This is a genomic window from Oerskovia jenensis (assembly GCF_016907235.1).
Taxonomy (GTDB): Bacteria; Actinomycetota; Actinomycetes; order Actinomycetales; family Cellulomonadaceae; genus Oerskovia; species Oerskovia jenensis.
The window spans coordinates 1,283,279-1,304,362 of sequence record NZ_JAFBBO010000001.1; the positions used below are offsets into that span (position 1 = coordinate 1,283,279).

At 72.3% G+C, this 21,084-nt stretch carries 19 protein-coding genes; 11 read left to right on the forward strand and 8 right to left on the reverse strand.

The window, feature by feature from the left end; genetic code table 11:
- Positions 1-21 precede the first annotated feature (21 nt).
- The gene (locus JOD49_RS05730; RefSeq protein WP_205306342.1) at positions 22-591 is read left to right on the forward strand and encodes a hypothetical protein; all 570 of its coding nucleotides are present in this window, start codon (positions 22-24) and stop codon (positions 589-591) included.
- Between the two features lie 28 nt (positions 592-619).
- Here JOD49_RS05730 and JOD49_RS05735 read toward each other — a convergent pair whose 3' ends face one another.
- From JOD49_RS05735 to pcrA, 4 genes are all read right to left on the reverse strand, one after another.
- Entirely contained in the window at positions 620-1,906 is a 1,287-nt protein-coding gene (locus JOD49_RS05735) for a cell division protein PerM (RefSeq protein ID WP_205306343.1), read from the reverse strand.
- Positions 1,907-2,111: 205 nt separating this feature from the next.
- Positions 2,112-2,999 (reverse strand): succinate--CoA ligase subunit alpha, encoded by an 888-nt coding sequence (gene sucD / locus JOD49_RS05740; RefSeq protein WP_068627339.1) that lies wholly within the window; start codon positions 2,997-2,999, stop codon positions 2,112-2,114.
- 30 nt (positions 3,000-3,029) lie between these two features.
- On the reverse strand, positions 3,030-4,202 hold the full coding sequence (sucC, locus tag JOD49_RS05745; protein WP_205306344.1) for an ADP-forming succinate--CoA ligase subunit beta: 1,173 nt from the start codon (positions 4,200-4,202) through the stop codon (positions 3,030-3,032).
- Positions 4,203-4,586: 384 nt separating this feature from the next.
- On the reverse strand, positions 4,587-7,244 hold the full coding sequence (pcrA, locus tag JOD49_RS05750) for a DNA helicase PcrA (protein ID WP_205306345.1): 2,658 nt from the start codon (positions 7,242-7,244) through the stop codon (positions 4,587-4,589).
- Positions 7,245-7,466: 222 nt separating this feature from the next.
- Here pcrA and JOD49_RS05755 point away from each other — a divergent pair, with 222 nt between their 5' ends.
- Positions 7,467-7,850 (forward strand): VOC family protein, encoded by a 384-nt coding sequence (locus JOD49_RS05755; protein ID WP_205306346.1) that lies wholly within the window; start codon positions 7,467-7,469, stop codon positions 7,848-7,850.
- 162 nt (positions 7,851-8,012) lie between these two features.
- A complete protein-coding gene (locus JOD49_RS05760; RefSeq protein WP_205306347.1) occupies positions 8,013-8,615 on the forward strand; it encodes a GNAT family N-acetyltransferase in 603 nt (200 codons plus the stop codon).
- Between the two features lie 111 nt (positions 8,616-8,726).
- Here the strand turns inward: JOD49_RS05760 and JOD49_RS05765 are convergent, their stop codons facing one another.
- Both JOD49_RS05765 and JOD49_RS05770 read right to left on the reverse strand, forming a co-directional pair.
- On the reverse strand, positions 8,727-9,209 hold the full coding sequence (locus JOD49_RS05765) for a DUF456 domain-containing protein (protein WP_205306348.1): 483 nt from the start codon (positions 9,207-9,209) through the stop codon (positions 8,727-8,729).
- A gap of 159 nt (positions 9,210-9,368) precedes the next feature.
- On the reverse strand, positions 9,369-9,719 hold the full coding sequence (locus tag JOD49_RS05770; protein ID WP_138825406.1) for a hypothetical protein: 351 nt from the start codon (positions 9,717-9,719) through the stop codon (positions 9,369-9,371).
- A gap of 394 nt (positions 9,720-10,113) precedes the next feature.
- Between JOD49_RS05770 and JOD49_RS05775 the strand changes: the two genes are divergently transcribed.
- From JOD49_RS05775 to cobA, 8 genes are all read left to right on the forward strand, one after another.
- Positions 10,114-11,913 (forward strand): nitrite/sulfite reductase, encoded by a 1,800-nt coding sequence (locus JOD49_RS05775; protein ID WP_205306349.1) that lies wholly within the window; start codon positions 10,114-10,116, stop codon positions 11,911-11,913.
- Positions 11,910-12,815, forward strand: coding sequence for a phosphoadenylyl-sulfate reductase (locus tag JOD49_RS05780; protein ID WP_205306350.1), 906 nt, complete (start codon positions 11,910-11,912; stop codon positions 12,813-12,815). Before JOD49_RS05775 ends, JOD49_RS05780 begins: the two co-directional genes overlap by 4 nt.
- Positions 12,812-13,861, forward strand: a complete 1,050-nt coding sequence (cysD, locus tag JOD49_RS05785) for a sulfate adenylyltransferase subunit CysD (RefSeq protein ID WP_205306351.1) — start codon at positions 12,812-12,814, stop codon at positions 13,859-13,861. The genes JOD49_RS05780 and cysD overlap by 4 nt, the downstream gene beginning before the upstream one ends.
- Complete coding sequence (locus tag JOD49_RS05790) at positions 13,861-15,261, forward strand: sulfate adenylyltransferase subunit 1 (RefSeq protein ID WP_205306352.1); 1,401 nt, start codon at positions 13,861-13,863, stop codon at positions 15,259-15,261. Before cysD ends, JOD49_RS05790 begins: the two co-directional genes overlap by 1 nt.
- Before the next feature lie 130 nt (positions 15,262-15,391).
- On the forward strand, positions 15,392-16,522 hold the full coding sequence (locus JOD49_RS05795) for an ABC transporter substrate-binding protein (RefSeq protein WP_205306353.1): 1,131 nt from the start codon (positions 15,392-15,394) through the stop codon (positions 16,520-16,522).
- Positions 16,523-16,526: 4 nt separating this feature from the next.
- Positions 16,527-17,351, forward strand: a complete 825-nt coding sequence (locus tag JOD49_RS05800; RefSeq protein WP_205306354.1) for an ABC transporter ATP-binding protein — start codon at positions 16,527-16,529, stop codon at positions 17,349-17,351.
- Positions 17,341-18,417, forward strand: coding sequence for an ABC transporter permease (locus JOD49_RS05805; protein WP_205306355.1), 1,077 nt, complete (start codon positions 17,341-17,343; stop codon positions 18,415-18,417). The genes JOD49_RS05800 and JOD49_RS05805 overlap by 11 nt, the downstream gene beginning before the upstream one ends.
- 7 nt (positions 18,418-18,424) lie before the next feature.
- Positions 18,425-19,780 (forward strand): uroporphyrinogen-III C-methyltransferase, encoded by a 1,356-nt coding sequence (cobA, locus tag JOD49_RS05810; protein ID WP_205306356.1) that lies wholly within the window; start codon positions 18,425-18,427, stop codon positions 19,778-19,780.
- A gap of 152 nt (positions 19,781-19,932) precedes the next feature.
- Here the strand turns inward: cobA and fdxA are convergent, their stop codons facing one another.
- Positions 19,933-20,250 (reverse strand): ferredoxin, encoded by a 318-nt coding sequence (fdxA, locus tag JOD49_RS05815; protein ID WP_205306357.1) that lies wholly within the window; start codon positions 20,248-20,250, stop codon positions 19,933-19,935.
- Between the two features lie 147 nt (positions 20,251-20,397).
- Positions 20,398-21,081, reverse strand: coding sequence for a LuxR C-terminal-related transcriptional regulator (locus JOD49_RS05820; RefSeq protein WP_205308836.1), 684 nt, complete (start codon positions 21,079-21,081; stop codon positions 20,398-20,400).
- Positions 21,082-21,084 lie beyond the last annotated feature (3 nt).

A 21,084-nucleotide genomic window follows, 5' to 3' on the forward strand; every position in this document is an offset into this window, starting at 1 on the left:
CGAAGCACCGAGGAGCTGCCCATGGGCAACCCGTACGCGCCCCCACGTCCCGGCCAGAAGCCGACCGACGAGGCGCGCAAGCCCACCCCTCCCCCGGTGCAGGGGACCCCTGCTCCCCCGGTCGCCCACGCGAAGCCCGGACCGGGCGGGCCCGCCCGGCCTGGCGGCGGCCCCCCGATCCCGGGCGAACCGCCGACCCCCGTCGACCCCGACACGCTCCGCGCGACCACGCGGCAGGTGCTGCACTTCGGGCTGCTCATGCTGGTCACGCTGGTGACGAGCTCGCTCGCGTTCCCGTGGCGGGTCTCGAGCCTCTTCTTCGCGGCCGTGACCATCGTGTTCGGGGTCCGCGCGATGCGTGCGGTGTGGCGCGCCCGCCTGGGCGGAGCGCTGCTGCCCGCGGTGGCCGTCGGCCTGGGCCTGACCGCGACCATGTCGCTGTCGATGCTCGGGGGCCTCGCGATGTGGGAAGTCGAGCTCGACAACCAGCAGTGCCTCGACGGCGCCATCACGGTCGCCGCGCAGCAGGAGTGCGCGGTGCAGTACGAGCAGGCGCGCGAGCAGTGGACCAAGGACCGCCTGGGCCAGTAGGCCCGTGGTCCCGCCCCCGCGGCCGAGGTCAGTCGACGGGGGCGGCAGCGTCGTCGGGCGTGGTCTCGTCGTGACGGTGCCGCACGCGGTCGGTCACGGCGGCCTTGCCCCACACCAGGGCGAGCGCCGCCCCGACCGCGAGCTCCGCCGCGACGATGCCCCCGGCGAGCAGCGGCGGCGCACCCACCTGCGCCATCCGCCCCGGCCCGACGGCGCCACCCGCCACGAGCTGCACCGTCACCACGAGCAGCCCGGCGGTCAGGGCCAGGCCCAGCAGCGCGAGCCCCAGGTCCGCCCAGCGGGCGTCGTGCCCCCCGCAGCGGCGCCACACGAACATCCCGGCGACGGCTCCCAGGACGACCACGAGCACCGGGGCGAACGAGGCCAGGACGGTCGTCCACTCAGGCCCGGGAAGGGCACCCAGGAGCGGGACCGCGGGCAGCGCACCGGGCTCCGAGGCGCTCGTCGTGAAGCTGCTCCCCTCGCCCACCACGAAACCGGGTCCGGCGATCCACGAGCTCACCCAGAGCACCAGGTTCGGGACGACCGCGAGCTGCGAGACGGCCAGGATCAGGCCCCCGAGCAGGCCCGGCGCGAGACCGACCACGATGTCCCCCGACGTCGCCCGGCCGGCGACGACCCAGGCTCCGACCACGATGCTCGACAGCCCGACGAGCAGCGCCAGGCCCAGCAGCCCGGCGCGAGCCCCGAGCCGGACGACGGGCGGGACGTAGGGATCGAGCATCGTGGTCAGCTCGCCGATCCGGGGGGCGTCGGGGCGCGAGAGGATCCCGGCGCCGAGACCGATCCCCGCGACGACCGCGCCGCCCAGCAGCGCGAACAGGACGTCCCACCCCGGGGCCGACCCCGCGAGCAGGGCGATGACGAGCGTCGCGACCGCGTACACCCCGACACCGACGACCCATGACGACGTCGCGGTGTGCGCGGAGCGGCGGGCCGACGCGAAGCACGTGAAGGCGACCAGGAACGTCAGCCCGAGCGGCACCATCGTGATCGAGGTGCCTGCGGCCGCGAGCGGGACCCCGTGGGCGAGGAGCCAGAACCCGGCGGCGACCGACACCGACTGCCCCCAGCCCCCGGCGTCGCCCTCGCCCGGCCCAGCGGACGAGGCGAGGAACGCCGCGACCGCCGGGAGGATCACCACGGCGAGGGACAGGGCGAGCGCCTGGAGCGCGGCGACCACGCCGGAGATCCACCGCCGAGGGGCTTCGAGCGGACGCCGAGGACCGCGGGCGGGCTCCTCGACCGTGCGTGGGGCCCGTCGCCCGGCGACGGACTGGGTGGGCGTGGTCATGGTCTCCATCGTCGTCGATCGATCGGCCCTGGCGGTGCAGGTCGGGCGGCGCGCCCGCGATCGGCACGCTCGGGGACCGTGCGCGACCGGGCTCCGGTACGTGACCGGGAAGAACAGGGTACGCCGACGGCGCCCGGCCGGAAGAGGCCGGGCGCCGTCGGACGGTGCTGAACGCGAGCTCAGCCGTGCGTGGTGCGGTGCGTGCTCAGGAGAGGATCTCGCGCATGAGCGCGGCGGTCTCGGACGGCGTCTTGCCGACCTTGACGCCCGCGGCCTCGAGGGCCTCCTTCTTGGCCTGCGCGGTGCCCGACGAGCCGGACACGATGGCGCCGGCGTGGCCCATGGTCTTGCCCTCGGGAGCCGTGAAGCCCGCGACGTAGCCGACGACCGGCTTGGTCACGTGCGCCTGGATGTACGCCGCGGCACGCTCCTCGGCGTCGCCACCGATCTCGCCGATCATGACGATCGCCTCGGTGTCGGGGTCCGCCTCGAACGCCGCGAGGGCGTCGATGTGCGTGGTGCCGATGATCGGGTCGCCGCCGATGCCGATCGCGGTCGAGAAGCCGAAGTCACGCAGCTCGTACATCATCTGGTAGGTCAGCGTGCCGGACTTCGAGACGAGCCCGATCTTGCCGGGGCCCGTGATGTCGGCCGGGATGATCCCGACGTTCGACTTCCCGGGGCTGATGATGCCCGGGCAGTTGGGGCCGATGAGGCGGACGCCCTTGGCCTCGGCCAGGGTGAAGAACTCCGCGGAGTCCGCGACCGGGACGCCCTCGGTGATGATGACGGTCAGCGGCATGCCGGCCTCGATGGACTCGACGACCGCGGACTTCGTGAACGCCGGGGGCACGAAGATCACGGAGACGTCGGCGCCCGTGGCGGCGATGGCCTCGGCGACGGACCCGAAGACGGGGACGTCAACCGTTCCGTCGCCCTTCGGGAAGGCGACCGAGGTGCCGGCCTTGCGCGGGTTCACGCCGCCCACGATGTTGGTGCCGGAGGCCAGCATGCGCGTCGTGTGCTTCTGGCCCTCCGAACCCGTCATGCCCTGGACGATGACCTTGGAGTCCTCGTTGATGAAGATTGCCATGTCTGTCTGTTTTCTCTCTCGGGTCTCGGGTCAGGAAGCGGCGTTGGCCAGCTCGGCAGCCTTGCTGGCGCCGCCGTCCATCGTCTCGGCCAGGGTGACGAGCGGGTGGTTCGCCTGGGCGAGGATCGCGCGCCCCTCCACGACGTTGTTGCCGTCGAGGCGGACGACGAGCGGCTTGTTCGCCTCGTCGCCGAGGATCGCGAGCGCCTGGACGATGCCGTTGGCGACCTCGTCGCACGCCGTGATGCCGCCGAAGACGTTCACGAACACGCTCTTGACCTGCTCGTCGTTGAGGATGACGTCCAGGCCCGCGGCCATGACGGCTGCGGACGCGCCGCCGCCGATGTCGAGGAAGTTGGCGGGCTTGACTCCGCCGTGCTGCTCACCCGCGTAGGCGACGACATCGAGCGTGCTCATGACGAGGCCCGCGCCGTTGCCGATGATGCCGACCTGGCCGTCGAGCTTGACGTAGTTGAGGTCGTTCTCCTTGGCCTTGGCCTCGAGGGGGTCGGCCGCGTCCTTGTCCTCGAGCTCGGCGTGGTCCGCGTGGCGGAAGCCGGCGTTCTCGTCGAGGGTCACCTTGCCGTCGAGCGCGACGATCGAGCCGTCCTCGGTGCGGACCAGGGGGTTGACCTCGACCAGGGTCGCGTCCTCCTCCTTGTAGACGGTCCACAGCTTCTGGATGACGTCGGCGACCTGCGCCTTGATGTCGTCGGCGAACCCGGCGGCGGCGACGATCTCGTCCGCCTTGGCCTGGTCGATGCCGACGGTCGGGTCCACGGCGACCTTGGCGAGGGCCTCGGGGCGCTCGACCGCGAGGACCTCGATCTCCATGCCACCCTCGACGCTCGCCATGGCGAGGTACGAGCGGTTGGCCCGGTCGAGGAGCACCGAGAAGTAGAACTCCTCGGCGATCTTCGCGCCGGCCGCGATCATGACGCGGTGGACCGTGTGGCCCTTGATGTCCATGCCGAGGATCTCCGACGCCTTCTCGGCGGTCTCCTCGGGCGAGTGGGCGAGCTTGACGCCGCCCGCCTTGCCACGTCCTCCGGTCTTGACCTGGGCCTTGACGACCACGGTCCCGCCACCGAGCTTCTCAGCGCCCTCGCGAGCCTCTTCGGGGGTCGTGGCGACCACGCCGCCCAGCACGGGCACGCCGTGCTTCTCGAAGATGTCGCGCGCCTGGTATTCGAACAGGTCCACCCTGTGTCGTCCTTCCATCTGACTGCCTGACCGGCTTACCGATGTCTCGACATCGAGACATCCCGTCACAGGGTAGCCCGGCAGCACGCCGGGACCTACCCGGAGCGGCCCGTCGCCCCGGCCCGGCGCTGTCTCGTTGGCCACACCCCGGGGGCGGACGGGGGGCGGACGGCACCCGTCGGGGTGCGCCGGGTGGGCGGGTGGGCTCCGCCGGGATCGGGGCCCTGACCTGCCCGACGACGCCGCTCACCCCGGGCGGGCGCGTGGCCCCGGGGACGGGCTCGGCAGGTCGTCGAGCACGCCCGCGCACGCCGTCGGGGCTCCCGTGCCGATCACCCGGCGCGGGTGAGCCGACGACCTGACGCGCGGGCCGCCGTCCGGCCTCTAGAGCTTGGTGACGGGCGAGAAGCGCAGCAGGAGGCGCTTGGTGCCGTCGGCCCCGAAGTCGATCTTGGCGACCGCGTTCGTGCCCGCGCCCTCGACCGCGACGACCGTGCCGAGCCCGTAGGCGTCGTGCGTGACCTTGTCGCCGATCGCGAGCGAGGGGATGTCCCCCTCCTTGCGCGGGGTCGCCGAGCCGAACTTGGGCCCGTCCGGGTTGGGCGTGACCGAGCGCGTGCGGACCTGGCCGTTGCGCGAGCCACCCGAGCCGTACCCGCCCGCACCCGAGCCCGACCCGCCCCGCGAGCCGCCCGACGACGAGCCCCACCCGCCCGTGTAGCCGCCCGGACCGCGCAGGGTCGCCATGGACGACTCCTTGCGACGCCAGTCCCACAGGTCCTCGGGGATCTCGTCGAGGAACCGGCTGGGCGGGAACTCGTTGGCCATGCCCCACGCCGAGCGCACCGCGGAGCGCGAGATGTAGAGCCGCTCCCGGGCGCGCGTGATGCCCACGTAGGCGAGGCGTCGCTCCTCGGCGAGCTCGCTCTCGTCGTGCAGCGAGCGCATGTGCGGGAACGTGCCGTCCTCCATGCCGCTGAGGAACACCACGGGGAACTCGAGACCCTTGGCCGTGTGCAGCGTCATGAGCGTCACGACGCCGGGGTCGACCACGGGCTTGCCCTCGTGCCCCTCGTCGTCGCTCGACGGGATCTGGTCCGAGTCCGCGACGAGCGAGACCCGCTCCAGGAAGTCCGTGAGGGTCCCCTCGGGCTCGAGCTCGGTGAACTCGCTCGCCACCGCGTGCAGCTCGGCGAGGTTCTCGACGCGCGAACCGTCCTGCGGGTCGTCGCTGCCCCGCAGCTCGGCGAGGTAGCCCGAGCGGTCGAGGACGGCGCCCAGGATCTCCGCGGGCGTCGCCCCCGTCGCGTACAGATCGAGGAGCCCGTGGAACAGCTCGCGGAACGAGCGCAGCGGGTTCAGTGTCCGGGTCGTCATGCCCGGGATCTCCTCGGCGCGGTCGAGGGATGCGGCGAACGAGATGCGCTCGCGCTCGGCGAACGCCGCGACGAGGGCCTCGGCGCGGTCGCCGAGCCCACGCTTGGGCACGTTGAGGATGCGGCGCAGGTTCACGTCGTCGTCCGGGTTCGCGACGGCGCGCAGGTAGGCGATCGCGTCCTTGATCTCACGACGCTCGTAGAAGCGCGTGCCACCGACGACCTTGTACGGCAGGCCGACGCGGATCAGCACCTCCTCGAGCGCGCGGGACTGGGCGTTGGTCCGGTAGAAGATCGCGACGTCGCCCGGGCGCACGCCGTCCGAGTCCCCGAGGCGGTCGATCTCCTCGGCGATGAAGCGCGCCTCCTCGTGCTCGTTGTCCGCGACGTAGCCGATGATCTTGACGCCCGCGCCCGCGTCCGTCCACAGGCGCTTGGGCTTGCGGTCGATGTTGCGCGAGATCACGGCGTTCGCGGCCGAGAGGATGTTCTGCGTCGAGCGGTAGTTCTGCTCGAGCAGGATGGTCCGGGCGTTCGGGTAGTCGGCCTCGAACTCGAGGATGTTGCGGATCGTCGCACCACGGAACGCGTAGATCGACTGGTCGGCGTCGCCCACCACGGTCAGCTCCCCGGGCGGGACGACACCCGGCGCCCACGTGCCGTCCTCGTTCTCCGCCGCCGGGGACTCCGCACCCGCGAGCTCGCGGACCAGGACGTACTGCGCGTGGTTGGTGTCCTGGTACTCGTCGACCAGGACGTGCCGGAACCGGCGGCGGTAGTGCTCGGCCACGGCCGGGAAGGCCTGGAGGAGGTTGACCGTGGTCATGATGATGTCGTCGAAGTCGAGCGCGTGAGCCTGCGCGAGGCGGGCCTGGTAGCGCGTGTAGACGTCCGAGAGGACCTGGTCGAACGCGTTGGCCGGACCCCCGGCACCTTGTGCGCCGTCCGCAGCGGACGCACCGCTCTCCCGTGCGTAGCGCTCGGGGTCGATCAGCTCGTTCTTGAGGTCCGAGATCTTGTTCGACAGCGTCCGCGCCGGGTACTTCTTCACGTCCAGGTTGAGCTCGCGGCTCACGAGCGTGATGAGCCGCTGCGAGTCGGCCGCGTCGTAGATCGAGAAGCTCGACTTGAGACCGAGAGCCGCGGCCTCCTTGCGCAGGATCCGCACGCACGCCGAGTGGAACGTCGAGACCCACATGTACCGGGCCGCGGGGCCGATGAGCGACTCGACGCGCTCACGCATCTCGGCGGCGGCCTTGTTGGTGAAGGTGATCGCGAGGATCTCGCCCGGCCGCGCCCGGCCCGTCGCGAGCAGGTACGCGATGCGGTGCGTCAGGACCCGGGTCTTGCCCGAACCCGCACCCGCCACGATGAGCAGCGGGCTGCCCGCGTGCACCACGGCCTCACGTTGCTGCGGGTTCATCCCGTCGAGCAGCGCGTCCGGGTCGATGTGCGAGAACCCACCCGCGCGGTGGCCGTCCTCGTCGTGCCCGTCCGACCCGGCAGGCTGGGACGAGCCGGGACCGCGGCGCGCCGGCGCGCGGCCGGAACCTCCGCCGTCGGGCGCCTCGTCCCACCGCGGCGCGGTGGTCGGCAGGCGCGACGAGTCCCCGAGGGACGCGAGGTCGAATCCGGGCAGCGGCAGGTTCTCGAAGAGCGATGTCATAGCCCTCCCAGCCTAGGCGTGCGCACCGACACTCCCCGCATCCACTGCCCGCATCGACACTCGTCCCACGAGCGCACGGGGCGCGCGGGACCTCCGGGACCCTCGGGACCTCGGGGCTCCCGGGGACCACCGGACACGGGCTCGACCGATGACTTCGCTCCCCCGCCGCGGTCCTCCCCACGACGCCCTCCGTCGAGGGCGCCCCGCTGCGAAGGAGGAATCATGGCGACGACACACTTCACGGGCCTGCACACGGTCGCGGTCCCGGTGCGCGACCAGGACGCCGCCCTGGCGTTCTACCGCGACACCCTGGGCTTCGAGGTCCGCATGGACGGCGACCTCCAGGAGGGATTCCGCTGGATCGAGGTCGCCCCGCCCGGTGCGACGGTCTCGGTCGCGCTCGTCCAGGAAGGGCAGGGGCAGGAGGCCGGGGCCGACACGGGCATCCGCCTCGCGACCTCCGACGCGGCCGCCGACCACGCGACCCTCGGCGACCGGGGGGTGCGCGTCGAGGAGCTGCTGCGCTGGGACGGCGTCCCGCCCATGTTCTCGATGCGCGACCTCGACGGCAACGTGCTCTACGTGACGGAGATCTCGGTGGGCTGAACCCGTCCGGGCGGCCCGGGTGCTGCCGGCGCCGCCGAGCACGGGGTTGCGGTCGTTCCGCGGGCCCGGACGGCCGCCATCCCGTTCTCGGCACCCGGCCACCCGGCGACCACGATCAGAACTCCCGGACGATCTCGCCCGGCGGCGGATAGTGTCGGAGGCGTGAACGCCTTTGCCGACCCCGTGACCCTGACCGGCCGCCTCGTGCGCCTCGTCCCGCTGCAGCCGGACCACCACGACGCGCTCGTCGAGGCCGTGCGCGACGGCGAGCTGTGGAACGCCTGGTACACCTCGGTGCCCGCCCCCGAAGAGATGGCGCAGTACATCCGGGACAAGATCGCGGCCCGCGAGGCCGGGACCGCCAACCCGTGGGTCGTGATCCGCAACGCCGACGACCAGGTCGTCGGCATCACGACGTTCCTCGCGATCGACCCGCTCAACCGTCACGTCGAGATCGGCTTCACCTGGACCCGGGTCAGTGCCCAGGGAACGGGTGTGAACCCTGCCGCGAAGCTGCTGCTGCTCACGCACGCGTTCGACGACCTCGACGCGATCGCGGTCGAGTTCCGCACGCACTTCCACAACCGGCAGTCCCGCGCGGCGATCGAGGGCCTGGGCGCCAAGCTCGACGGGGTGCTGCGCAGCCAGAAGATCGGGTACGACGGCACGCTGCGCGACACGGTCGTCTACTCGATCACGGCCGCCGAGTGGCCGACCGTGCGCGTCGGCCTGGAGCACCGCCTGCGGTCACGGATCGAGGGCTGACAGCCCCCGATCGGTCTCGTCGAGAACGGACTTGAGGCCGTTCCGGCGCGCAGAACGACCTCAGCCCCGTTCTCGACACCGGCCACCGGGGCGGGGGCGGGGCGGGGTGGGTCACGTGACCGCCAGGCCCACGCCCCACGTCGCGGCCGCGAGCAGCCCGCCCAGGAGCTGGACCAGGATCGTGATGCCCGTGGCCTGCAGCGCGGCGACGGTCGCCCGCCAGGCCGCACGACGGTCACGTCGGCGGATGAGCTCGGCCACGAAGATCGCGCCCACGAAGCCGACGAACAGGCCGACCACGGGGATGACGAAGAACCCGACCACGCCCGCGAGCCCGCCCCAGGCGAGCGTCGACCACGGGACGTCGGCCCGACGCATGTGCCGCCCCGCCAGCAGGAGCTGGCTCGCCTCGGCGGCGACGATGAACGTGGCGGCGACCGCGAAGCAGACCCACGCCCCGGTCCCGCCCGTCATGATCGCCCACACCAGGATCGCCCCGCCCACGAGCGTGTTGCCCGGCAGGACCTGCACCACGATCCCGGCCAGCCCGACCAGGATCACCAGGCCGACGACGACCTCTCCCACGACGCTCACGCGCGCGCACCCACTTCCTCGACGACAGAGCCGGAACGACAGAGCTCCCCGCACCCTGGAGGGTGCGGGGAGCTCGTCAATCTACGCGAACCTCACCCGACGGTCGGCACCGGCAGGCAGACCGGTGCGATGCGGGGGCCGGGTTGCGCGGGCCGCGCGTCAGACGAAGACGGCCACGATGATGTTGACCAGCGTGAGGCCGCCGATCGAGTGCTTGAGCGCGGGCGAGATCTTGTCGCCCTGGCGCACGCCGATGAACGCGAGGACCGCGATGATCACGGCGATGACGAGCTTGATGCCGATCTTCATCATGCTGGGGCCGCCGTCGTCCCACATGCCGCTCATCTCAGCGACGCCCACCATGAGGATGCCCGCGACGGCAGCCGTCGCGGCACCGTGGAAGACGCCCTTGTTGAGCGCGGCGGACTTGAGCGACACGAAGTAGCCGCCGAGGACGATGGCCCAGCCGACGAAGTGCAGGACCGCGAACACGTTGTAGACGATTTCCATGGTGACATCCTAGTTTGCTGACGCTGCTGTCGGAAAAAGATCGGCGTGGCGCTGCTCACCCACCCCTCTCCCTCCCCCCTCGAGGAGCGCCGAAGTCTGAGACACCCATCCACCATGCGGACAGGGGGTGTTCATTCACCCGCTGTCTCTGTAGCGTTCCCGCCATGACCACGGCAGCGCACCTCCTCCTCGTGACGGCACGTCACGAGTCGACGGCCTGCGCCCGCAACAGCTTCTGCTGTTGTTGTTGACCCGCGCCTGACTCAGCCCGAGCCGTCCTCGCCGACCGCTCGCCATCTTCCTGAGCCAAGGGCGCGCGTGGTCGGCCCTCAGCCCCCTCGTTCCCTGCTGAGTCCTTCGGTCCGCGTGCCCACGTCCCCCCACGAGGAGCACGATGACGCCGCCGAACACCGCCACTGACGCGACCCCGGTCGCCGGTCAGCCGGCAGGCAGCAGCACCACCGCACCCACTGGTGCCCCCACCACGCCGCCCGACGCCGCCGCCCGCCCCGAGCGTCCGGCCCGCCCCGCGCGCGTGGCCCGGCCCAACGGCCAGTGGGCCGTCGACGGCAAGGAGCCGCTCAACGGCAACGAGAAGTGGAAGCAGGAGGACGGTGGGCTCTCGGTGCGTCAGCGCATCGAGGACGTCTACTCCCGCGAGGGCTTCGACTCGATCACGGGCGACGACCTGCACGGTCGCTTCCGCTGGTGGGGCCTGTACACGCAGCGCAAGCCCGGGATCGACGGCGGGCGCACCGCGGCGCTCGAGCCGCACGAGCTCGAGGACAAGTACTTCATGCTCCGCGTGCGCATCGACGGCGGCGCGGTCACGACCGAGCAGCTGCGCGTCATCGCGGACATCTCGCGCGACTTCGGCCGCGACAGCGCCGACATCACGGACCGCCAGAACATCCAGCTCCACTGGGTCGAGGTCGAGGACGTGCCCGAGATCTGGCGCCGGCTCGAGTCGGTCGGCCTGCAGACCACGGAGGCGTGCGGCGACGTCCCGCGCGTCGTCCTGGGCAGCCCGGTCGCCGGGATCGCCGCGGACGAGCTGATCGACCCCGCGCGGGTCATCAAGGAGATCACCGACAAGTACATCGGCGTCCCCGAGCTCGCGAACCTGCCCCGCAAGTTCAAGACCGCCGTGACGGGCCACCCGTCCCAGGACGTGGTCCACGAGATCAACGACGTGGGCTTCGTCGCGCTCGAGCACCCCGAGCTCGGAGTCGGCTTCGACCTGTGGGTCGGCGGGGGCCTGTCCGCCAACCCCCGGCTCGGCGAGCGCCTCGGCGCGTTCGTCACCGAGGAGCAGGTGGCCGACGTGTGGCACGGGGTCGTCCAGATCTTCCGCGACTACGGCTACCGCCGGCTGCGCAACAAGGCCCGCCTGAAGTTCCTGCTCGCCGACTGGGGACCCGCGAAGTTCCGCGAGGTCCTCGAGACCGAGTACCTCGGCTTCGCGCTCCCCGACGGCCCGCCCGCCCCGCAGCCGAACCAGCCGGGCGACCACATCGGCGTGCACAAGCAGAAGGACGGCCTCAACTACGTCGGCGCCGCCCCCTACGTCGGACGTGTCTCGGGCAGCATCCTCGCGGCCGTCGCCGACCTCGCGGAGTCCGCCGGGTCGCACCGCGTGCGCTTCACCCCGCACCAGAAGCTGCTCGTGCTCGACGTCCCCGACGAGCACCTCGAACGCGTCGTGTCGGGACTCAAGGAGCACGGGCTCGACGCGAACCCGAGCCCGTTCCGCCGCAGCACCATCGCCTGCACGGGCATCGAGTACTGCAAGCTCGCGATCGTCGAGACCAAGGCAGCGGCGAGCCGTGCGATCGACGACCTCGAGAAGCGTCTCGGCGACCTCTCCGCGATGAAGCCGCTCTCGCTGCACATCAACGGCTGCCCCAACTCGTGCGCCCGCATCCAGACCGCGGACATCGGCCTCAAGGGTCAGCTCGTGATGGACGACGACGGCAACCAGGTCCCCGGCTTCCAGGTCCACCTGGGCGGCGGCCTGACCTCGGACGACCGCGCGGAGGCCGGACTCGGCCGCACCGTGCGCGGCCTCAAGGTCACCAACGACGACCTGCCCGAGTACGTCGAGCGCGTCGTGCGCCAGTTCGAGAAGGAGAAGGAGGGCGAGGAGAGCTTCGCCCAGTGGGCGCACCGCGCGGACGAGGAGTCGCTGCGATGAGCGGGACGACCACGAACCCGGGCGGGTCCGCGCACCCTGCCGGAGCGGCGCCGTCGGGCACCGGGGGCACAGCGACCGGCAGCGACCCGCTGGCCGCCCTGCGCGCGGCCGCCAGGGCCCGCACCGAGGCGCGCGCCGCGTCCAAGGCCGCGCACGCGGCCCGGCGCGCCGAGAACGCCCGCCCCCAGCGGTCGGCCGACGAGCTGCGCGCGATCGTCGAGCGCGGCCAGGCCGAGCTGCACGGCTCGGGCCTGGGGGCGGCAGACGAGGCGACCGCCGAGCAGGTCGTCGCGTGGGCCGTGCGCGAGTTCGGCGACTCGATCGCCGTCGCGTGCTCGATGGCCGACGCGGTCCTGCCGCACGTCGTCGCGCGCCAGGCCCCCTGGGTCGACGTCCTGTTCCTCGAGACCGGCTACCACTTCCCCGAGACCTCGGGCACGCGCGACGCCGTCGAGCAGCAGATGGAGGTCACGATCGTCGACGTCCTGCCGCAGCTCACCGTGGCCCAGCAGGACGCGGCGCACGGCAAGGACCTGTGGTCGCGCGACCCCGCCGCGTGCTGCGCGATGCGCAAGGTCGAGCCCCTGACCCGCACGCTCGGCGGGTACGAGGTCTGGGTCACGGGCGTGCGCCGGGACGAGGCCCCGACCCGCACCCACACCCCGCTCGTGACCTGGGACGAGAAGAACGGGCTGGTCAAGATCAACCCGCTCGCCGCCTGGTCCTTCGACGACCTGCTCGGCTACGCCGCCGACCACCAGGTCGTCCTCAACCCCCTCCTCAACGACGGGTACCCCTCGATCGGCTGCGCGCCCTGCACGCGCCGCGTCGCCCCCGGCGAGGACCCGCGCGCAGGGCGCTGGGCCGGGCTCGACAAGACCGAGTGCGGGCTCCACGTATGAGCGCCGTGACCGGGCACCACCAGACGGTGCCCACCGACGTGCCGACCGACCACCCCACGCACCCCGACGAGAAGAGCGACGCCTTGACCGCCCCCCTCGCCCCACCGGCCTCCCCCACGGAGACCACCGAGTCCGCACCCACCTACCGCCTGACCCAGCTCGAGTCCCTCGAGTCGGAGGCCATCCACATCATCCGCGAGGTCGTCGCGGAGTTCGAGCGCCCCGTCCTGCTGTTCAGCGGCGGCAAGGACTCGGTCGTCATGCTGCACCTGGCGACCAAGGCGTTCTGGCCGGCCCCCGTGCCGTTCCCGCTGCTGCACGTCGACACGGGCCACAACTTCCCCGAGGTCCTCGCGTACCGCGACGCCACGGTCGAGCGCCTCGGCGCCCGCCTCGAGGTCGCGAGCGTCCAGGACTACCTCGACGACGGCCGCCTGCTCGAACGTGCCGACGGCACACGCAACCCGCTCCAGACCCAGCCCCTGCTCGACGCCATCACGGGGCACAAGTTCGACGCCGTGTTCGGCGGCGGCCGCCGCGACGAGGAGAAGGCCCGCGCCAAGGAGCGCGTCATCTCGCTGCGCGACGAGTTCGGCCAGTGGGACCCGCGCAACCAGCGCCCCGAGCTGTGGAACCTGTACAACGGCCGCCACCGCCCGGGCGAGCACGTCCGCGCGTTCCCCCTGAGCAACTGGACCGAGCTCGACATCTGGCGCTACATCGCGGCCGAGAAGATCGACCTGCCCAGCCTCTACTACGCGCACGAGCGCGAGGTCTTCGAGCGCGACGGCATGCTCCTCGCCGTCGGACCGTACTCCCAGCCCCGCAACGACGCCGAGCGCGCGGACGTGCGCACCGAGACCGTGCGCTACCGGACCGTGGGCGACATGTCGTGCACGGGCGCCGTGGAATCTGACTCCTACACGGTCGACGACGTCATCACCGAGGTCGCTGCGACCCGCATCACCGAGCGCGGCGCGACGCGCGCCGACGACCGGATCTCCGAAGCCGCCATGGAAGACCGCAAGAAGGAGGGGTACTTCTGATGAGCGCCGCCACCACGCACCCGCTGCCCGCCGAGGGCGCCGTGCCCACCGAGACCACGGACGAGTCGCCCGTGCTCCCCACGAGCACGCTGCTGCGCCTCGCGACCGCCGGATCCGTCGACGACGGGAAGTCGACGCTCGTCGGCCGCCTGCTGTTCGACTCCAAGTCCGTCCTCGCGGACCAGCTCGACGCCGTCGAGCGCGTCTCGCGCGACCGTGGCCTCGCGACGGCCGACCTCGCACTGCTGACCGACGGCCTGCGCGCCGAGCGCGAGCAGGGCATCACGATCGACGTCGCCTACCGCTACTTCGCGACCGCCAGGCGCTCGTTCATCCTGGCCGACTGCCCCGGGCACGTGCAGTACACGCGCAACACCGTCACGGGCGCGTCGACGGCCGACGTCGTCGTGCTGCTCATCGACGCCCGCAAGGGCCTCCTGGAGCAGACGCGCCGCCACCTCGCCGTCGCGAGCCTCCTGCGGGTCCCGCACGTGATCGTGGCCGTCAACAAGATCGACCTCGTCGACTACAGCCAGGAACGCTACGAGGAGCTCGCGGGTCAGATCCGCGAGGCCGCGGCCTCGCTCGGCGTCGCGCACATCCTCACGCTGCCCGTCTCGGCGCTCGAGGGCGTCAACGTCGTCGACCGCTCGGGCGGGCCCGACGGCAAGACACCCTGGTACGACGGGCCGAGCCTGCTCGACCTGCTCGAGGAGCTCCCCGCGGCCGAGACGCCCGACACCGAGGCCTTCCGCTTCCCCGTCCAGGTCGTCCTGCGCCCCCAGGGCGCGGCGCTCGAGGAGCGGTTCCGCGACTACCGCGGGTACGCGGGCCAGATCGCCTCGGGCGTGGTCCGCGTGGGCGACGAGGTCGTGGTCCTGCCCAGCGGGAGGAAGAGCACGGTCGAGGGCATCGACACGGCCGACGGCACCCTCGCCGAGGCCTTCGCCCCGCAGTCGGTCACGATCCGCCTCGCGGACGAGATCGACATCGCCCGCGGCGACCTCATCGCGGCCGCGGCCGACGCCCCCGACGTCACGCAGGATGTCGAGGGCACCGTCGCCTGGCTCAGCGACAAGCCCCTGCGCCCCGGGACGCGCGTGCTGCTCAAGCACACGACCCGCACCGTGCAGGCCGTGGTGCGCGACGTCGTCGGGCGCCTGGACCTCGACACCGCCGAGCTCGAGCCCGCGGAAGCGCTCGAGCTCAACGACATCGGGCGCGTCACGCTGCGCCTCGCCTCACCCGTCGCGGCCGAGGAGTACGTCACCTCGCGCCGCACCGGTGCCTTCCTCCTGATCGACGGTCAGGACGGCGGCACCCTCGCAGCAGGAATGGTCGGAGACGCCCTGGCGGCCGTGCGATGTCCTTCGCAGCGCCCCGTGCAGTACGCGATCTGAGGTCCACCCGACCACCGCAGGTCGGGGCCCGGACCACCGGGCCCTCGGATCGCGTACTGCATGGATCGGCGCTGCCGGGACCCGACACGTCCACCGCCAGGCACCCACCGACCCTCCAGAAGGAACTTCCATGAACCCGTCGTCCCGCCCGACCCGCACGTCCCGAGCCGGCACGCCGCGACACCGCTCCACCACGGCTCGCTCGGTCGTCGCCGCGCTCGCCGTCGCTCCCCTGCTCCTGCTCGCCGCGTGCTCCACGGACACCTCCGACGCCGCAGACGCACCCGCGGCGTCCTCCGGGGCCGCCGACGAGCTGCGCCTCGGCTACTTCGCGAACGTCACCCACGCCCCCGCGCTCGTCGGGGTCGCGGGCGGCCAGTTCGAGGAGGCGCTGGGCGACACCAAGCTGACGACCCAGGTCTTCAACGCCGGGCCCGCCGCGATCGAGGCCCTCAACGCCGGGGCCATCGACGCCACGTTCATCGGCCCCAACCCCGCGATCAACAACTTCGTGAAGTCGAACGGCGAGGCCGTGCGCATCATCGCGGGCTCGACGTCGGGCGGGGCCCAGCTCGTCGTGCGCGACGGTATCGACACGGCCGCCGACCTCAAGGGCACCAAGATCGCCTCGCCCCAGCTCGGCGGCACGCAGGACGTCGCGCTGCGCGCCTGGCTCACCGAGAACGGCCTGAAGAACGACATCCAGGGCGGCGGGGACGTCGCGGTCACCCCGACCGAGAACGCCCAGACCCTCACGCTGTTCCAGAACGGCGAGCTCGACGGGGGCTGGCTGCCCGAGCCCTGGGCCTCGCGCCTGGTGCTCGACGCTGGCGCCCACGTCCTGGTCGACGAGAAGGACCTGTGGGAGGACGGCCAGTTCCTCACGACGCACCTCATCGTCCGCACCGACTTCCTCGAGGAGCACCCGGAGACGGTCGAGGCGCTCCTGCGCGGCGAGGTCGCGGCGATCGACTGGCTCGACGCCAACCCGGACGAGGCCAAGACGCTCGTCAACGGCGAGATCGAGAAGATCGCCGGCAAGCCCCTGTCGGACGAGGTCCTGGACCGCGCCTTCACCAACATCACCTTCACGACGGACCCGCTCGCGGGCACGCTCAACACCTTGCTCGAGGACGGCGTGACCGCCGGGACCACCACCGAGGCGGACCTGAACGGCATCTACGACCTGAGCCTGCTCAACAAGGTGCTGACGGAGGCCGGTCAGCCGACCGTCTCCGCCGCAGGTCTCGGCAAGGAGTAGCACGATGACCACCACGTCCCCCGCCCGTACGGGCACCCCGATCGGCGCAGACGCAACGGCCCCGAGCGACGGGGCCGGTCCCACGACCGGCGTCCGCCTGCGCGGCGTGTCCAAGCGGTTCTCCCCGACGGGCGCCCCGGTGCTCGACGGCATCGACCTGGACATCGCGCAGGGCGAGTTCGTCTGCCTGCTCGGAGCCTCGGGCTGCGGCAAGTCGACGCTGCTCAACATCGTCGCGGGTCTCGAGCGCCCGACCACGGGGGACGTGGAGGTCGCCGGGGGCGGTGCGGCCCTGATGTTCCAGGAGTCCGCACTGTTCCCCTGGCTCACCGCGAGCCGCAACATCGAGCTCGCCCTGAAGTTCCGTGGCGTGCCCCGCACCGAGCGTCGCGAGCGGGCCGCCGAGCTTCTCGCGCTCGTGCGCCTCGACGGCTCGGGCGACAAGCGCGTCCACGAGCTCTCGGGCGGCATGCGCCAGCGCGTCGCGCTCGCCCGCTCGCTCGCCCAGGAGCGGGACGTCCTGCTCATGGACGAGCCGTTCGCGGCGCTCGACGCGATCACGCGCGACCTGCTGCACGACGAGCTCGAGCGTGTCTGGGAGCAGACGGGCCGCACCATCGTCTTCATCACGCACAACGTCCGCGAGGCCGTGCGGCTCGGGCAGCGCGTGCTGCTCATGTCGTCGCGTCCTGGGCGCATCGTGCGCGAGTGGGACGTCGACGTGTACGGCGAGAACGAGCACCGCAGCATCGAGGCGGCCGCCGCGTCGCGCCTCGCGACCGAGATCACCAACGACCTCCGTGAGGAGATCCGCCGCCATGCCGTCTGAGACGTCGAAGACCGCCGAGACCCTGCCGCCGCGCGACGAGACCCGGGCGGGCACGGACGCGCCCGGTACGTCCGGCCCCTCGCCCGAGGCGCGCGACGCCGTCGCGACCGCTTCGCCCGAGGTGGGCTCCGTCGTCGGGCACGCGAAGGACGTGGGCGACATCGAGGCCGGCCTCGACGCCCTCCAGACGGCCGTCGCACCGACCGCGAGCCGGTGGTCCAGGGCCGTCCAGGCCGTCTACCCGCCGGTCCTCGCGATCGCGATCCTGCTCGCCGTCTGGCAGACCCTCGTGTGGCTCGAGGTCCAGCCCATCTACAACCTGCCCGGCCCCGAGCAGGTCTGGGAGGCCGTCACGCGCGCCGCGGCGAGCGGCACGTTGTGGCAGGCCCTCGGGACGAGCCTCGAGCGCGGTGTGCTGGGCTTCCTCGCAGCCGTCGCGATCGGCACGCCGCTCGGCATCCTCGTGGCACGCGTGCGCTGGGTGCGCGTGTCGTTCGGGCCCATCATCACGGGTCTGCAGGTGCTGCCGTCGGTCGCCTGGGTGCCTGCGGGCATCATCTGGTTCGGGCTGTCCGACGCCACGGTGTACTTCGTGATCCTCATGGGCGCGGTGCCCTCGATCATCAACGGGATCGTGTCGGGCGTGGACCAGGTGCCGCCGCTGTACCGGCGCGTGGGTCAGGTCCTGGGCGCGGGCCGGTTCCAGATGATCAAGGACGTCATCCTGCCCGCGGCCTTCCCCGGCTACCTCGCGGGCCTCAAGCAGGGCTGGGCGTTCTCGTGGCGCTCGCTCATGGCCGCGGAGATCATCGCGGTCGGCGGCGGGATCGGGTTCGGGCTGGGCGCGTTCCTCCAGCAGGGGCGCGAGCTGTCCGACATGGCGCTCGTCTTCACCGCGATCCTGCTGATCCTCGTGGTCGGCATGGTCATCGAGCTGCTGTTCTTCGCCCCGGTCGAGAAGTCGATGTTGCGTCGTCGGGGCCTGGCCCCGGAGACCTCGACCAGCAAGGGCTCGGGGTGGCTGCTGCGCCGGCGTGAGCTGGCCGCCGCCGCTTTCGGGCGATGATGGGCGCATGAACCCTGAGCTCTACCCCCTCGGTCTGCGGATCGCGGGCCGTCTCGTCGTCGTGGTGGGCGGCGGCCCGGTCGCTGCACGGCGCACCCGGTCGCTCGTCCTCGCGGGTGCGCACGTGCGTGTGGTCGCACCGGAGATCTGCGAGGACCTCGCCGCGTCGGTCACCGTTCCTCCGCCCGACGGCGCCGCGCCCCTCGACGGTCCCGGTGCGGCCGGGTCCGTCGTCACGTGGGAGGCGCGAGCGTTCCGCCCGGGCGACCTCGACGGCGCGTGGCTCGTGCACACCGCGACCGGGTCTGCCGAGGTCGACGCCGACGTCGCGGCCGAGGCCGAGTCGCTGCGCATCTTCTGCGTGAGCGCGGGCGACGCCGGGGCCGGGACCGCGTGGGTGCCCGCGGTGGCGCGGGTGACCGTCGACGACGTCTCCCCCGTTGGGGATCGCGACGGCACGACGGCCGAGCCCCCGACCGGGGGCACAGCCACCGGCGCGACCTCCGCGACCGAGGTCGTCGTCGCCGTGAACGCGGGCCGCGACCCGCGCCGCGCCCAGCACGTGCGGGACGCGATCGACGCCCTGCTCGCGACGGGCGAGCTGCCCCTGCGGCGGGTCCGGCCCGCCGCTCCGGGCGGGACCGGGACGGTTGCCCTCGTGGGCGGCGGACCCGGCGACGCGGGGCTCATCACCGCACGAGGACGGCGACTGCTCGCGCAGGCCGAGGTCGTGGTGACCGATCGCCTGGGCCCACGAGCGCTGCTCGACGAGCTCGCGGACGACGTCGTCGTGATCGACGTGGGCAAGACCCCGGGCTTCCACCCGGTCCCGCAGGAGGAGATCAACGCGCTGCTGGTCGAGCACGCGCTCGCCGGGCGTCGTGTTGTACGACTCAAGGGTGGCGACCCGTACGTGTTCGGCCGCGGGGGCGAGGAGCTCATCGCGTGCGAGGAGCACGGCATCCCCGTCGAGGTCGTCCCCGGTGTGACGAGCGCGGTCTCGGTGCCCGCAGCCGTGGGGATCCCGGTCACGCATCGTGGCTGGTCCCGTGGCTTCACCGTCCTGACCGGGCACGAGGACATCGGCAAGGTCCCCGCTGCCGCGGACCACACCGTCATCCTGCTCATGGGGGTCTCGCGGCTGCGCGACTCCGCCGCCGCGCTCGTGGCCTCGGGCCGCTCGCCCGAGACGCCCGTCGCCGTGGTCGAGGACGGCTACGGTCCGCGACAGCGGTCGACCGTCGGGACGCTCGCGACCATCGCCGACGTCGCCGCCGCCGCGGGAGTCCGGGCGCCGGCCGTGACCGTGATCGGCGACGTGGTGCGGGTGAGCCCGGCGTGGCGGGCGGCCGGGCTCGGCTGACAGCCTCGACCGGTCGAGCCGCAGGCCTGAGAACGGCCGAGAACGTGCTGGGGGCCGTCATCCGGTGGATGACGGCCCCCAGCACGTTCTCGACAGCCGGCCTGCGCCGCGCGGTGAGTGGCGAGTGGCGCGTGGCGTGTGGCGCGCGCCGCTCAGGCCTGCGGGGACAGGGCCGCGATCATCGGGTCGTCCTTCTCGATCAGGCCCATCTTCGCCGCACCACCCGGCGACCCCAGATCATCGAAGAACTCCACGTTCGCCCGGTAGTAGTCGCTCCACTCCGAGGGCACGTCGTCCTCGTAGTAGATCGCCTCCACCGGACACACCGGCTCGCACGCACCACAGTCCACGCACTCGTCGGGATGGATGTACAACGACCGCTTGCCCTCGTAGATGCAGTCCACCGGACACTCCTCGATGCACGCCTTGTCCTTCACGTCCACACAAGGCTGAGCAATCACGTACGTCACGGCGGAGGGTCCTTTTCGTCGGGCCGGAGGGCTTCACCCGGCTGCCTCCAGGCTATCGCCCCGACGTGGTGCGCGAACCCTCCTTCTCACCTGGCAATACGGCGACATCTCGCGGCCTGCGAGGCACCGGGACCGGCCCGCCCGGCCCTACAGGAGCCGTCGAGCGGCCGCCCAGCGCGTGAGCTCGTGCCGCGAGGAGAGCTGGAGCTTGCGCAGCACCGACGAGACGTGGGTCTCGACCGTCTTGACGGAGATGAAGAGCTCCGAGGCGACCTCGCGGTAGGCGTACCCGCGGGCGATGAGCCGCATGACCTCCTGCTCCCGCGCCGAGAGACGGTCGAGCTCGTCGTCGGCCACGGCCACGTCCGCCTGACCCGTGCCGAACGCGTCGAGCACGAAGCCCGCGAGGCGCGGCGAGAAGACCGCGTCGCCGCTCGCGACCTGCACCACGGCCCCCGCCAGGTCCGGTCCGGAGATCGCCTTGGTCACGTAGCCCCGGGCGCCCGCACGGATCACGGCCACGACGTCCTCGGCCGCGTCGGACACCGACAGCGCGAGGAACCGCGTCGAGCCCAGGAGGTCCGAGCAGCGCGTGATGACCTCTGCCCCACCGCCACCGTTGCCCCCGGGGAGGTGCACGTCGAGGAGCACGACCGGCGGGTGCAGCGCCCGGATCGCCTCGACGGCGCCGTCGACGCTGTCGGCCTCCCCGACGATGTCGACCCGTCCGTCCAGGCTGGCTCGCACGCCCGCACGGAACATGTGGTGATCGTCGACGAGCACGACCGGGACCGGCGCACCGGGGACCGTGCTCGGCGTGGGGCTGGGGATGGT